This window comes from Streptococcus equi subsp. zooepidemicus (assembly GCF_015689395.1).
Taxonomy (GTDB): domain Bacteria; phylum Bacillota; class Bacilli; order Lactobacillales; family Streptococcaceae; genus Streptococcus; species Streptococcus equi.
In genome coordinates, this window is sequence record NZ_CP065054.1 from 654624 (window position 1) to 669210 (window position 14587).

Consider the following 14587-nt stretch of genomic DNA (forward strand, 5'->3'; position numbering starts at 1 on the left):
CTGACTATTTTTACTTTTATTATAGCACTATTTTTAAATTGATTAAGGATTTTAATGATGCTTTTTCTGCCATTCCTCGACGCCCCACCTGTGGCTGCCACGCTTTAAGACTGTTATGGCGTCCGCAATAGGAAACCAAGCCAGATGGTTAAAGTCTTCCAAGGGCTTTGAAATTGCTTGAAAGGAAGTGACCTCATAGAGGTAGGCAGGATTATAGTAGTAGGTATCGCGGTGACGAGAATAGAAGTATTCGTCTGCTTGACCATAATAATAACCAATATCAGCAGCAAATCCCAGCTCCTCAACTAGCTCACGCTCCAGTGCCTGTAGCTGGCTTTCACCAGCCTCTATTTCTCCTCCTGGCAAAAACCAAGCACCATTTGGAGCCTGCACTAGGATAATCTCTGTTTTAGCCGAGTTAGGAATCACTGCATAGACACCGTAACGTGCGGTGTAATGCTGGTCATCTATCTTATCACCAAATATTGGAACGGTCATATCGCTTCTCCTTTGTTTTATTATACTAAATTTTTGGTCATTATTCTCATAAAACTGTAGATTTATCAAAAATGTTTCATAAAAAAATGCTCGTCAAAAAGAGAGAAAATGCTGTCTGCTTTTCTCTCTGCTTTTTGGTATGCCCTGTTAGTCCGCCTGCTTCGCCTGAGATTTGACTACAGGCTTGATTATAATGTGTCCATTAGAGGTCAAGACAGCTCGCAGGTCTTTTTCTGCTGGGTGCTCAAGGTAGAAGTCAGTAATAGCGTCCTCAATGTAATCCTGAATGGTGCGGCGCAGTGGTCGTGCTCCCATCTTGGGATCATAGCCTAGCTCGACGAGCTTTTCCTTGACCTTTTCGGTCACATCAAGGTGAATGCTATTGTGAGCAAGGCGCTGATTAACGTCATCAAGCATTAAGTGAACGATACGTAGCAGATTGTCCTTGCTTAGCGGCTGAAACTCAATAATCCCGTCAAAGCGGTTCATAAATTCGGGACTAAAGAAATGACTAAGCTCACCTAGGACAGAGTTTGTCCGTCCTTCTCTAGCAGCACCAAAGCCGACTGAGGCTTCTGTTTTGCCAGTGCCAGCATTTGATGTCATGATGATAATAGTGTCCTTAAAGCTAACGGTACGTCCCTGTCCGTCGGTTAATCGACCGTCATCTAGGACCTGTAAAAACATGTGCATGACATCAGGGTGAGCCTTTTCGATCTCATCTAACAAAATGAGCGAGTAAGGGTTGCGGCGCACCTGCTCTGTTAACTGACCCGCCTCCTCATAGCCGACGTAGCCAGGAGGGGCACCGACAAGCTTAGCCACAGCATGCTTTTCCATGTATTCAGACATGTCAAAGCGAATCATGTTATCAGCAGAGCCAAAAAGCTCAATGGCTAATTGCTTGGAAAGCTCTGTTTTACCGACACCAGTTGGGCCAACAAAGAGGAAGGAGCCGATAGGACGATTTGGGGTTCCCAGTCCAACACGATTACGACGGATAGCCTTTGCAATTTTATCAACAGCATCGTCTTGACCGATAACATGCTTTTTGAGATCGGCGGCCAGATTGACTAGCTGTGATTGTTCTTTTTCCTTTAAATCACCAACTGGAATATTGGTTTTTTGTTCAACGATTGCTTCGATGGTCTTGTCAGTGATGATCGGGATATCTTGCTCATCTAGCTTTTGAGCCTGCATTTCTTTATATTTGGCGATTTGATCGCGGAAATAGGCTGCTCGCTCATAATCCTCATCACGTGTGGCTTGGGTCTTGAGGTTTTCAGCCTCAATCAAACGCTTATCAATGTCTTTGGGGTCAACAAAGTTAAGGGTTAGGTTCATCTTTGAGCCGGCTTCATCTAGCAGGTCAATGGCCTTATCAGGCAAGAAGCGGTCTTGAATATAGCGGTTGGAGAGGTTAGCAGCTGCTTCGATAGCTGACTGGCTATATTTGACATGATGATAGTCCTCATATTTGGGTTGGATTCCTTTTAGGATAGTGATTGTTTCTTCAACCGAAGGCTCATCCACCTTAACCGGCTGCATGCGTCGCTCAAGGGCTGCGTCCTTTTCGATGATGCGGTATTCATTGAGAGTGGTCGCTCCCACTAATTGAAGCTCACCACGAGCAAGTGCTGGCTTTAAAATATTTCCTGCGTCCATGCTGCCGTCACCAACTGCACCAGCTCCCACAATTTCATGGATTTCATCAATAAATAGAATCACGTCATGGCGCTTGCGGATTTCTTCCATGAGCTTTTGCATGCGCTCTTCAAATTGGCCACGAATACCTGTCCCCTGAACGAGGCTAACCACATCAAGGCGAATCACCTGCTTACTCTGTAGCTTTTGTGGCACATCACCATCAACGATTTTTTGAGCAAGGCCTTCAACGACAGCAGTCTTACCAACTCCAGGCTCACCGATTAGGACAGGGTTATTTTTGGTACGACGGTTGAGAATTTCGATGACGCGGATAATCTCATCATCTCGTCCGATGACCGGGTCAATATCACCACGCTTAGCCATTTCAGTGATATTAATGCCGAATTCCTCCAGAAGCCCCTTGCTAGCCTCCTGTGTTGGCTGTGTTTGATTGGGGCGATAGCCACCGTTGTGACCTCCGCCATGCTGGCCTCCTGATTGGGTAGGTGGTGTATTGGGGAGCTGACCAAAGGCTCTAAAGTTGTTGAGGTCACCAAAAAAGTCATCAAAGAAAGGGTTTTGAGAAGGCTGCTGCGCCTTTTGGTTGCCATTATAGCCTCCTAAGATAGGATTTTTAGGGTCTGTTTTCATGATTTGGTAGCAATTTTGACAGAGGTCAATCTGCCTTTGCTTTCCGTTAATGCTTGTATAAAGATGAATGGTTGATTCATTTAAATTACAGTTTTGACAAAGCATATCATACCTCCAAGGGGTTATCTAAAAAGTCAAGGTCATTTAGTCAAAAATGGTCAAACTTTATAGTCATATTATAGCACCTTAGGCTTGGAAATCAAGTAAAAAGCTTCATTATTAGCACTATCCAGTATAGAGTGATAAGATTTAGCCACTCTGCTATGAATGAGCGCCAGAAAAACTTGTTTAAGAGGATAAAATAAAGAGAAAAAGGCTACTTTTCTTGTTTGTTTTCGGTGATTTATGTTAAAATATAAAGGGACAATAAAGAATAGGAGAAACGAAATGGAATCACATTTAGTGAGAATCATCAACCGTCTGGAGCTGATGGTGACAGATGGCGGTAATTTAAAGAGAAATTTTGAGCGAGATGGTGTCGTTGTTGCAGAGGTTGCATTTGTCAACGATCCTGAAAATGGTCCAGTCTTTATTTTACGTGATATTGAAGCGCGTGAGTCATACTCATTTGACAGCATTGACTTGATTGCGATGGAAATTTACGATTTGTTATATTAAGCTATTGATGATGACATGGGCTTGCTGGGAGGCAGGTCCAACAGAGGACAAGCTGGTGATTTTACTAGTTTGTTTTTATTATCCCCTAAAGCCCTCTTTCTCCTATACCTTGTCTAGCTGTAGGGCTTGTGGGTGAGCAGTGCTGCCAAAGGCCCTGTGGCTTGGTTCTTTTTCAGGGCTTGTGATAATCCTGCTGACAGCAAAGGCTCTTAGCTGAGTGATTTAAGGTCAGCCGATCATTTCTGTGCTGCTCTAATGCAGCTTTTTTAACAATTTGGATAGCTTTTGAGAGCCCTTAGAAAAGCCATTGCTAAGGGCTTTGTTATGCCTATCTGTTGGTGTCTAAAAGAGCAGTGATACGATAAAGAGAGGTCAGAAAAGACCTCTCTGATGTTTGTGATTAGCTGTTAGCTATTGCCATAGGGGAAAGACACAATAGCTAGCTTAGCTTTTCTTTTTCTTTAGGCTTAGGACGCCTGCGCTAGCGATGACGCTAAGGGCTGCAAGGGTGAAGAATGGGTGATTTGTCTCCCCTGTAGCTGGTAGCGTGCTCTTTTGAGCTGCTGGTGCTGACTTAGGCGCTGGTGCCTTAGGCTGAGTTGATTTTTCTGGAGCCTTTGGTGTAGGAGCCTTTTCAGGCGCTTTTGGAGCTGATGGCTTGGTATCCTTTCCTTGCTCACCCTTTGGCTGTTGCTCGCCTTTTTCGCCACGTTGGCCTTGTTCACCTTTTTCGCCGCGTTCGCCTTGTTGACCTTTTTCGCCGCGTTCGCCTTGTTGACCTTTTTCGCCACGTTGGCCTTGCTCGCCTTTTTCGCCACGTTGGCCTTGCTCGCCTTTTTCGCCACGTTGGCCTTGCTCGCCTTTTTCGCCGCGTTGGCCTTGCTCACCTTTTTCACCGCGTTGGCCTTGCTCACCTTTTTCGCCGCGTTCGCCTCTGTCACCCTTAGGGCCGGCTGGTCCTTGTTCACCTTTAGGACCGGCTTCTCCGGTTTCGCCTTTATCTCCACGTGGTCCCATAGGCCCAGCAGGCCCTTGTTCGCCTTTAGGACCGGCTTCTCCGGTTTCACCTTTATCTCCACGCGGTCCTTGAGGTCCAGTAGGACCTTGCTTGCCCGGGTCTCCTTGAGGTCCAGCTTCTCCTTTAGGGCCAATAGGTCCCGCGGGTCCGGCAGGACCGGTCTCTCCTCTAGGTCCGGCAGGCCCCATAGGTCCAGGTTGTTCTGCTTTTTCTTCTAATTCTTTTAGGTAACCCTTTAGAAAGTCTCTCAATTCATGAAGATATTTTCTTACTTCATTATCTCCCAGTGTTTTGCTACTAATTCTATGAGTTGGGTCTGGATAGTCCTTTAATTCTTTATGTTCAGCTCGGGCATTTCCAGCTGTTCCTAGGCTGGCCATTGTTGCTAGAGCAATGGCTGCTGAGCAGACGCTGTACTTGCGTATTGGTTTTCTCATCGTTCTCTCCTTTGATGATAGTATCATTACTTTTTCAAAATTCTTTCCCAAAGAAGAGTTTAGCATGGCAGCTGATGATGAGAAATAGCTAGGCGTCAGTTTGTCTCCGTAGTTTCGTTTTTTTTTTTTTTTTTAATTCAATGCCGAATCTTCTGATTTTATCATAGGGTTATTTTTTAAAAGGCGAGGAGTTGTTTTGCTAAGCTAGTCTAGCAGTCCACAAGTCAGCTTATTTTTCCTTGTTTGTTTTTGGGAATATTTTTCGATAAAAAGATATTGTATCAATATTCATTTGATGGTATAATTATATCTATTGCAATGATCTTATGAATGTTAGGAGATGGGAATGGATTTTACATTTTTACCCAAATACTGGGCTTATTTCAATTATGGCGTGCTTGTAACCATAATGATTTCAGCCTGTGTTGTCTTTTTTGGCACAATTATAGGCCTTTTGGTGACTCTGATAAAACGCAGTCATATCAAGCCTTTATCCTGGCTGGTCAGTCTTTATGTCTGGATCTTTCGTGGAACACCGATGGTGGTACAGATCATGATTGCCTTTGCTTGGCTACATTTTAACCATCTACCGATTATAGGTTTTGGTGTGTTGGATTTGGATTTTTCAAGGCTGCTTCCTGGTATTATTATTATTTCCTTAAATAGCGGAGCTTATATTTCTGAAATCGTCAGAGCTGGGATTGAGGCGGTGCCAAAGGGGCAGCTAGAGGCCGCTTATTCGCTTGGTATCCGTCCTAAGCATGCTATGCGCTATGTGATTTTGCCTCAGGCCTTTAAGAATATTTTGCCGGCCTTGGGCAATGAATTGATCACAATCATCAAGGATAGTGCCTTGCTTCAGACTATTGGGGTGATGGAGCTGTGGAATGGGGCTCAGTCGGTTGTGACGGCGACCTATCTGCCTATTACACCCTTGCTGTTTGCGGCCTTTTATTACTTGATGATAACAACAATATTGTCGCAATTATTAGGCTGCTTGGAGCGCAAGCTAGCACAGGGAGGGAGATAAGATGACTGAGACAGTGATTTCGATTCGTCAGTTGCATAAGAGCTTTGGCAAGCATGAGGTGCTAAAAGGAATAGACCTGACGATTAATCAGGGTGAGGTTGTGGTGATTATTGGGCCATCTGGCTCAGGAAAGTCCACGCTATTGCGCACGATGAATTTGCTTGAGGTGCCAACAAAGGGACACATCAGCTTTGAGGGCGTCGATATTACGGATAAGGCAAATGATATTTTCAAGATGCGTGAGAAGATGGGCATGGTTTTTCAGCAGTTTAATCTGTTTCCCAATATGACAGTGCTGGAAAACATCACCCTGTCACCCATCAAAACAAAAGGAATGTCAAGGGCTGGCGCGGAGCAGAGAGCTTATGAGCTGCTTGAGCGAGTTGGGCTGAGAGATAAGGCTGCTGCCTATCCGGCAAGCTTATCCGGTGGTCAGCAGCAGCGCATTGCGATTGCGCGCGGCTTGGCAATGGATCCCGATGTGCTGCTCTTTGATGAGCCGACCTCAGCGCTTGACCCCGAAATGGTGGGTGAGGTTTTGGCTGTTATGCAGGATTTGGCAAAATCAGGCATGACGATGGTCATTGTGACGCATGAAATGGGCTTTGCCAAAGAGGTGGCAGATCGTGTGATTTTTATGGACGGTGGCCTTGTGATTGAAGAAGGCAGCCCTGATCAGGTCTTTGAAGCCCCTAGGGAGGAGCGAACCAAGGACTTTTTGAGTAAGGTATTGTCATAGCTAGGGCAGCTAAGGGGAAGCATGTCACCTCAAGGGCTGGCTATTAGTCAGTTAACTCTTGCTGTGGCCTGTTTGCTTTGGCCGTTTTTTCTGTAAAAGGATTAGAAAGTTTGGCTAGTGCTGTAGCCATATCTGGCTTTGCAGGTCTGGATCTACTCGCTGAGCGCTGAGGGCTTATCCCTAGTGATTGAAGGTGTGGTCTCTTTATTTGTCAGCACTGTTGTGGCAGGCTGTCACAAGGGCTTTGCTTGTTGTGCTGAGTAAGGGGGTTCATTTGCGTGTGTGTTAACATTGCTTAATTGCGGAATTAGGTTGACTTTTGTGTTATTGTTTGTTACTATTCAGGTAAGTCTATCATTAGAAAGCGCTTTGCTTTTTGGTGATGGCAATCATTATCATATGATCAAATCTTAAGTAAATGTTGATGTCAACATGGTGGTCTAAAAGTAGGAGGATAATATGGACTACAAAGCTGTTTATCAGGAGTGGCTGCACAATGATTTTTTCAATGAAGAAATCAAGGCAGATTTAGAGGCGATTAAGCATGATGAGGCTGAGATTCAAGATCGTTTTTATAAGGTGCTTGAGTTTGGGACAGCAGGGCTTCGAGGCAAGCTGGGTGCTGGAACCAACCGCATGAATATTTATATGGTTGGTAAGGCTGCTCAGGCTTTAGCTAATACCATTATTGATCATGGACCAGAAGCAGTCTCACGCGGGATTGCCATCAGCTATGATGTGCGCTACAAGTCTAAAGAGTTCGCAGAATTGACCTGCTCTATCATGGCAGCTAATGGGATTAAGTCTTATATCTACAAGGGTATTCGTCCGACACCAATGTGCTCTTATGCGATTCGTGCCTTGAATTGTATCTCTGGTGTTATGATTACTGCTAGTCACAATCCTCAGGCCTATAATGGCTACAAGGCTTATTGGGAAGAGGGGTCACAGATCCTAGATGACATCGCTAATCAGATAGCAGCTCATATGGACGCTATTGAGCGTTTTGAGGACGTTAAGCAAATACCATTTGAGGAGGCATTGGCAAGTGGTTTGACCAGCTATATTGATGACAGCATAGAGGAAGCCTATAAAAAAGAGGTTCTAGGCTTGACCATCAATGATACTGATATTGATAAATCAGTGCGTGTGGTTTATACGCCTTTGAATGGTGTTGGTAATTTACCTGTTCGTGAGGTATTGAAGAGACGAGGCTTTGATCATGTCTTTGTGGTGCCGGAGCAGGAAATGCCAGACCCAGATTTCACAACAGTTGGTTATCCAAATCCAGAGGTGCCAAAGGCCTTTGCTTATTCAGAAAGACTAGGGCAAGAAGTAGGAGCAGATATTCTGATTGCGACTGATCCGGACTGTGATCGTGTGGCACTAGAGGTTCGAGCTGCTGACGGTAGTTATGTCTTTCTTAATGGTAATAAGATTGGTGCTTTGTTGTCCTACTATATCTTTTCACAGCGCCATGCTAGGCATAACCTTCCTGACAATCCTGTCCTTGTCAAATCCATTGTGACAGGGGATTTGTCAAAGGCTATTGCCACTAAATATGGCATTGAAACGGTTGAGACCCTTACAGGCTTTAAAAACATCTGTGGCAAGGCTAATGATTATGACATCACAAAGGAGAAGACCTATGTCTTTGGCTATGAGGAAAGCATTGGTTTTTGTTACGGTACCTTTGTGCGTGATAAGGACGCGGTTAGTGCCTCAATGATGGTGGTAGAGATGGCTGCCTACTACAAGCAAAAAGGTCAATCACTCTTAGACGTGCTTCAAGACATTTACAAGGAATTTGGTTATTACAATGAGCGTCAGGTAGCGCTTGAGCTAGAGGGTGTTGAGGGGCAAAAGCGTATCGCACGTATCATGGAGGACTTTAGAAATGAGCCTATCGAGCGTGCAGGTGCTATGAGCTTAAAGACCATTGTGGACTTTAAGGACGGCTACCTCGATTTTCCAAAGCAAAATTGTTTGAAATATTATTTTGATGATGGGTCATGGTATGCGCTGAGACCATCTGGAACAGAGCCTAAGATCAAGCTTTACATCTATACTATTGGTGAAACAGAGGCAGACAGCATTGCTAAGCTAGACGCTATTGAATCAGCCTGTCAAGCAAAGATGGACAGTGTCAGCTAATTGTTCAAGCTCTGCAACAGAAAATCAGCTAATCAATAAGCAAAAAGGAAAAGGAAGTGACAGTGCTTCCTTTTTTCGTTATAATAGTTAAAAAATTAGCAAGGAGTGCATATGGTACAGATTATTGATGGGAAGGCCCTAGCACAGAAAATGCAGGCAGCATTGGCTAAGAAGGTAGAGAGCTTAAAGGCAGAAAAAGGAATTGTTCCAGGCCTTGTGGTCATTCTGGTAGGAGACAACCCTGCTAGTCAGGTTTATGTCCGTAATAAGGAACGCGCTGCCTTAGCAGCAGGTTTTAAAAGTGAAACCGTTCGCTTGTCTGATTCAGTCTGTCAGGAAGAGTTGATAGAGCTCATTGAGCAATATAATCAAGATGATACGATTCATGGTATTTTAGTGCAGCTTCCTCTTCCGCACCATATTAATGACAAAAGCATTATCCTTGCTATTGATCCTAAAAAGGACGTCGATGGCTTTCACCCTATGAATACAGGTCATCTGTGGTCAGGTCGTCCGAATATGGTCCCTTGTACTCCGGCAGGGATTATGGAGATGTTTCATGACTATGGTATCGAACTTGAAGGAAAAAATGCTGTTATTGTTGGGCGCTCAAATATTGTTGGGAAGCCTATGGCGCAGCTGCTGTTGGATAAAAATGCTACGGTAACGCTTACCCATTCGCGCACGCGCCGACTGGCAGATATTTGTCGTCGTGCTGATATTTTGATTGTTGCTATTGGTCAGGGGCATTTTATTACGAAGGACTTTGTCAAAGAGGGTGCTGTTGTTATAGATGTCGGTATGAATCGTGATATCAATGGGCGATTGATTGGAGACGTCGCCTTTGATGAGGTGTCAGAGCTGGCTAGCATGATTACTCCTGTTCCGGGTGGTGTTGGACCGATGACCATTACTATGCTTTTGGAGCAAACCTATCAAGCAGCTCTAAGAAGGGTGAGTCAATGATTATAGATCAATCGTTTGTTGCTAGGGTTGTTGTTCCGCGGCAGGCTGACTCCCATAAAGGGAGTTACGGCAGAGTACTGTTAGTAGGTGGCTTGTATCCATACGGTGGTGCTATTATTATGGCAGCGCTGGCCTGTGTTTATAGTGGCGCTGGCTTAGTAACTGTTGTAACTGATAGGGAGAATATTGCTGCCTTGCATAGTCATTTGCCAGAGGCGATGGCGATTGCTGTAGATGATGAGGATTTACTGTTATCCCAGCTAGATGCGGCAGACTTGATTTTGATTGGTCCTGGGCTGTCGGAGAATAGCAGAGCAGCTAGGCTGTTTGAACTGGTCCTTGCACATGTCGCTGACCACCAGGTATTGGTCATTGATGGCTCTGCCTTAAGGCTTTTAGCGAAAAAGACAGCTGATACCAAGCAGCTGAGGTGCCCTCTTGTGTTAACGCCGCACCAAAAGGAATGGGAGGCGCTGTCAGGTCTAGCGATTGATCAGCAGCATGATAGTGCCAACCAAGCAGCTCTCAAGTATTTTTCAAAGGCTACGATTTTGGTTGCCAAAAGCTCAGCAACCAAGATTTATCATGAGGATCAAATCTACCAGCTAAGAGTGGGAGGACCTTATCAGGCTATAGGTGGTATGGGAGATACCTTGGCAGGTATGATAGCAGGGATAGCTGTCCAGTTTCCAGAGTCAAGCTTGGTGGATAAGGTTGCTTGTGCGACCTATCTGCATTCTGCGATTGCTGATGAGCTGGCAAAGACTGCTTATGTGGTTTTGCCGACTGCTATTAGCTATGAGCTTCCTAGATGGCTAAAGGCAATCAGCACAGGCCAGAAGCTAGGTTGAGGCTGTGCTGCGAGGTCGTTTGGAAAAAGCGGTTAATTGGTAGGCATGACAGCAGCTGGTTTCAGTCGTTTAGCTATTTTGAGTTTAGAGCTGCTAGCTTAAGACTGGGTGCTGCTTTATGATTCAAGGAAGCTATCATTGGAAAAACTTGTGTCAAGCTGTAGAAGCCCTAGCTGGCTTCTTTTTTGTCTCTTTTTTGCTCACTATTTATGTGGAAACATGATATAATTGCATTAGTATACAGTTGGAGCAGTTAGGCTTCATGAAGTGAAAGGTAAACTGATGGCAGACTATTTATCCGTCACTCAGCTGACAAAATATTTAAAATTGAAATTTGATCGAGACCCTTATCTGGAGCGTGTCTATCTCACTGGTCAGGTGTCCAATTTCAGAAAAAGACCAAATCACCAATATTTTTCCTTAAAGGACGAGGGGGCGGTGATTCAGGCTACCATGTGGGCAGGAGCTTATAAAAAGCTTGGCTTTGATTTAGAAGAAGGCATGAAGCTCAATGTGGTCGGGCGTATTCAGCTCTATGAGCCAAATGGCTCGTATTCCATCATCATTGAAAAGGCTGAGCCAGATGGTATTGGTGCTTTGGCGCTGCAATTTGAGCAGCTCAGGCAAAAGCTGGCTGGTGAAGGCTTCTTTGATGAGAGGCATAAGCAGGCTCTGCCACAATTTGTGACAAAGGTAGGTGTTGTGACGAGTCCAAGTGGGGCTGTGATTCGTGATATTATCACAACCATTTCAAGGCGTTTTCCTGGGGTGAGCATTCTTTTGTTTCCAACAAAGGTTCAGGGCGAGGGGGCAGCTCAAGAGGTTGCTGCTAATATTGCTAGGGCTAACCAGCGTGAGGATCTGGATTTGTTGATTGTTGGGCGCGGCGGTGGCTCGATTGAGGACCTGTGGGCTTTCAATGAGGAAATCGTTGTTCAGGCTATTTTTGAGTCTCGCTTGCCTGTTATTTCTAGTGTGGGGCATGAGACAGATACGACCTTGGCTGATTTTGTCGCTGATCGCAGAGCTGCTACCCCAACCGCAGCTGCTGAGCTAGCGACACCTATTACAAAAACAGATATTGTTTCTTGGATTGCTGAGCAACAGAATCGTTCCTATCAGGCCTGTTTGCGCTATATCAGACAAGGGCAGGAGCGAGTGGATAAGCTGTCTTATTCTGTTATGTTCAGGCAGCCAGAGAGGCTCTATGATGCTTATAGCCAACGCCTAGATAGGCTTACGACCTCCTTGATGACCACTTTTAAAGAGACATTATCAGGAGCTAAGCAGGAGCACTTGATTTTGGAGCATCGTTTAGCCTCTGTCAATGTACAGGCAAGGCTTGAACGTTATCAGGATCGTCTGGCAACTGCACATCGTCTCTTGATAGCCAATATGACTAATCAATACGATAGTAAGCTAGCAGGCTTTGAGCGAGCTCAAGCTGCCTTGCTGTCGCTTGATACGAGCCGTATCATTGCCCGCGGCTATGCCCTGTTAAAAAAGGACGGTGTAGTAGCTGCTTGTGTTAAGGACATTAAAAAGGGAGATCATCTTAGCATTGTCATGCGTGATGGTCAATTAGAAGTAGAGGTAGAAGATGTCAACGAAAAAAACATTTGAAGAACGTTTACAAGAATTAGAGGCCATTGTGACGAGGCTAGAAAATGGTGATGTGCCGCTAGAAGAGGCCATCTCTGAATTTCAAAAGGGTATGGTGCTGTCCAAGGACCTTCAAAAAACCTTACAGTCAGCTGAAAAGACACTTGTTAAGGTCATGCAGGCAGATGGCACAGAGCTAGAAATGGACGCCTAATGGATAAGCTAACAAGAATTGATGCCACGATTCATCAGTATTATGACAGGCAGTCTACTGTTTCAGCAGATCTGGAGGAGGCCATTTTATATTCTGTTGATGGTGGTGGAAAGAGGCTCCGTCCACTCATTTTATTGGAGCTGCTGGAGGGCTTTGGTCTTGCTTTGACGGACGCCCATTACGCGATTGCCGCTGCTATTGAGATGATTCATACAGGAAGTCTGATTCACGATGATTTGCCTGCTATGGATAACGATGATTATCGACGCGGGCGATTAACCAGCCACAAGCAATTTGACGAAGCAACTGCTATTTTGGCAGGAGATAGTCTTTTTTTGGATCCTTTTGCTCTAATCGCAGGGGCAGATTTGCCGGCTGACTTGCTGGTGCAATTGATTCAGCAGTTTTCCTTAGCGTCAGGAACCTTTGGCATGGTCGGTGGTCAGCTCTTGGACATGAAGGGTGAGCAGCAGCTGCTGGATATTCAGGAGCTATCTGATATTCATACCAATAAAACAGGGAAATTGTTGACTCTTCCCTTTGTGGCTGCGGGGATCATAGCTGAGCAGTCAGCAGACGTTTTGTCTTGTCTGTGGGAGGCTGGTAGGCTTGTTGGACAGGCCTTTCAGATAAGAGATGATATATTAGACCTTACGGCTAGCTTTGCTGATCTTGGCAAGACACCGAAAAAGGATCTTGCCGTTGAAAAATCAACCTATCCGAGTCTGCTTGGTTTAGAGCGCTCAAGGGCTATTTTGGAGGAGTCTTTGAGTCAAGCGCTAGCTATTTTTAGCAGGCTAGAAAGGGAAGAAGGCTTTGAGTCTCAGGCTATTATCAAAAGGATCGAGGGGTTGCGACTAAATGGCTAAAGAAAGAGTAGATGTGCTAGCCTATAGACAGGGACTTTTTGAAACGCGAGAACAGGCCAAGCGCGGTGTGATGGCTGGGCTAGTCATATCAGCTATAAGTGGCTTACGCTTTGATAAGCCTGGTGAAAAGATTGATGAGGAGATCGAACTAAGGCTCAAGGGTGAGAAGCTTAAGTATGTCAGCCGAGGGGGTCTCAAGCTGGAAAAAGCCTTGCAGGTCTTTGGGATCTCTGTGCAGGATAAGGTGACAATTGATATTGGTGCTTCAACAGGTGGCTTTACAGATGTTATGCTACAGGCAGGAGCTAGGCTGGTTTACGCTGTTGATGTTGGAACCAATCAATTGGTCTGGAAGCTCAGGCAGGATAGTCGTGTTCGAAGCATGGAGCAGTACAATTTTCGCTATGCAAAGCTAGCAGATTTTTCAGAAGGTCAGCCAGCCTTTGCCAGCATTGATGTGTCCTTTATTTCTCTTAGCCTGATACTGCCGACATTGCACTGTATTTTGCAGGAAGGGGCAGAGGCTGTTGCTCTGATCAAGCCACAGTTTGAAGCAGGGCGCGAGCAGATTGGCAAAAAAGGGATTGTCAAGGATAGACTGATTCATGAAAAAGTGATTAAGCAGGTGACAGATACTGCTCTTAATTGCGGATTTATCGTTAAGGGACTTGATTTTTCGCCTATCCAAGGTGGTCATGGCAATATTGAATTTTTGGCTTATTTGGTAAAGGAGAGGACGTCCCAAATGATTGATCATCAGCTCATACAGAGCGTTGTTAGCAGTGCACATAAGGAATTTGAAAAGCATGAAAAAGAGTGAACGATTAGACTTAATTAAAAAAATGGTTTTGTCTCATGATATTGAGACACAGCATGATTTACTAAAGCTTTTGGCTGATTATGGGCTGGAGCTGACTCAGGCAACCATTTCAAGAGATATGAATGAAATCGGTATTGTTAAAATTCCATCTGGAACAGGTCGTTACATCTATGGCTTGTCACAGGATAGTGGCAAGCGGGTGGTGCAAAGGCCTGCCTCTATCAAAAAAACGATTTTGGAAATGTCTGAAAAAACAGCGGGCTTGGAGCAGCATATTCACCTCAACGTTGTTCCAGGCAATAGCAAGCTAATCAAACGTTATTTGATGACAGACTTTTCAGGTCAATTGTTTAGCCTGATTGCAGATGATGATAGTTTGCTGTTGATTGCAAAATCAGAAGCAGACGCTGATCATATCCGTCAGGAATTGTCCCTTTGGATGCAGGGATTGGTCTAAAAAATAGAGAGAAGCC

The 14587-nt window shown here is 44.9% G+C and carries 14 protein-coding genes; 11 read left to right on the top strand and 3 right to left on the bottom strand.

Going from position 1 to position 14587, the window contains the following annotated elements; all coding sequences use genetic code 11:
• Positions 1 to 51: 51 nt before the first annotated feature.
• A complete protein-coding gene (locus I2432_RS03180) occupies positions 52 to 498 on the bottom strand; it encodes an NUDIX hydrolase (RefSeq protein ID WP_206156357.1) in 447 nt (148 codons plus the stop codon).
• Between the two features lie 147 nt (positions 499 to 645).
• On the bottom strand, positions 646 to 2901 hold the full coding sequence (locus I2432_RS03185; protein ID WP_206156356.1) for an ATP-dependent Clp protease ATP-binding subunit: 2256 nt from the start codon (positions 2899 to 2901) through the stop codon (positions 646 to 648).
• 282 nt (positions 2902 to 3183) lie between these two features.
• Here I2432_RS03185 and I2432_RS03190 point away from each other — a divergent pair, with 282 nt between their 5' ends.
• On the top strand, positions 3184 to 3414 hold the full coding sequence (locus tag I2432_RS03190) for a DUF1797 family protein (protein ID WP_012515249.1): 231 nt from the start codon (positions 3184 to 3186) through the stop codon (positions 3412 to 3414).
• A gap of 444 nt (positions 3415 to 3858) precedes the next feature.
• On the opposite strand, the gene I2432_RS03195 is transcribed toward I2432_RS03190, so the two are convergent.
• Positions 3859 to 4869, bottom strand: coding sequence for an LPXTG cell wall anchor domain-containing protein (locus I2432_RS03195; RefSeq protein ID WP_206158980.1), 1011 nt, complete (start codon positions 4867 to 4869; stop codon positions 3859 to 3861).
• 346 nt (positions 4870 to 5215) lie between these two features.
• On the opposite strand from I2432_RS03195, the gene I2432_RS03200 reads away from it, so the two are divergent.
• From I2432_RS03200 to I2432_RS03245, 10 genes are all read left to right on the top strand, one after another.
• On the top strand, positions 5216 to 5899 hold the full coding sequence (locus I2432_RS03200) for an amino acid ABC transporter permease (protein WP_206156354.1): 684 nt from the start codon (positions 5216 to 5218) through the stop codon (positions 5897 to 5899).
• A gap of 1 nt (position 5900) precedes the next feature.
• Positions 5901 to 6638, top strand: coding sequence for an amino acid ABC transporter ATP-binding protein (locus I2432_RS03205; protein ID WP_021320504.1), 738 nt, complete (start codon positions 5901 to 5903; stop codon positions 6636 to 6638).
• Between the two features lie 459 nt (positions 6639 to 7097).
• On the top strand, positions 7098 to 8792 hold the full coding sequence (locus I2432_RS03210) for a phospho-sugar mutase (RefSeq protein WP_043029482.1): 1695 nt from the start codon (positions 7098 to 7100) through the stop codon (positions 8790 to 8792).
• Between the two features lie 111 nt (positions 8793 to 8903).
• Complete coding sequence (locus I2432_RS03215) at positions 8904 to 9758, top strand: bifunctional methylenetetrahydrofolate dehydrogenase/methenyltetrahydrofolate cyclohydrolase (RefSeq protein WP_043029483.1); 855 nt, start codon at positions 8904 to 8906, stop codon at positions 9756 to 9758.
• Positions 9755 to 10609 (top strand): NAD(P)H-hydrate dehydratase, encoded by an 855-nt coding sequence (locus I2432_RS03220; RefSeq protein WP_206156352.1) that lies wholly within the window; start codon positions 9755 to 9757, stop codon positions 10607 to 10609. The genes I2432_RS03215 and I2432_RS03220 overlap by 4 nt, the downstream gene beginning before the upstream one ends.
• Positions 10610 to 10891: 282 nt before the next feature.
• Positions 10892 to 12232, top strand: a complete 1341-nt coding sequence (gene xseA / locus I2432_RS03225; protein WP_043983712.1) for an exodeoxyribonuclease VII large subunit — start codon at positions 10892 to 10894, stop codon at positions 12230 to 12232.
• Complete coding sequence (locus tag I2432_RS03230) at positions 12210 to 12425, top strand: exodeoxyribonuclease VII small subunit (RefSeq protein WP_012515261.1); 216 nt, start codon at positions 12210 to 12212, stop codon at positions 12423 to 12425. The genes xseA and I2432_RS03230 overlap by 23 nt, the downstream gene beginning before the upstream one ends.
• Positions 12425 to 13294, top strand: coding sequence for a polyprenyl synthetase family protein (locus I2432_RS03235; protein ID WP_206158981.1), 870 nt, complete (start codon positions 12425 to 12427; stop codon positions 13292 to 13294). Before I2432_RS03230 ends, I2432_RS03235 begins: the two co-directional genes overlap by 1 nt.
• The gene (locus I2432_RS03240) at positions 13287 to 14114 is read left to right on the top strand and encodes a TlyA family RNA methyltransferase (RefSeq protein WP_206156350.1); all 828 of its coding nucleotides are present in this window, start codon (positions 13287 to 13289) and stop codon (positions 14112 to 14114) included. Before I2432_RS03235 ends, I2432_RS03240 begins: the two co-directional genes overlap by 8 nt.
• On the top strand, positions 14101 to 14571 hold the full coding sequence (locus tag I2432_RS03245) for an arginine repressor (RefSeq protein ID WP_021320511.1): 471 nt from the start codon (positions 14101 to 14103) through the stop codon (positions 14569 to 14571). The genes I2432_RS03240 and I2432_RS03245 overlap by 14 nt, the downstream gene beginning before the upstream one ends.
• The last annotated feature ends 16 nt before the right edge of the window (positions 14572 to 14587 follow it).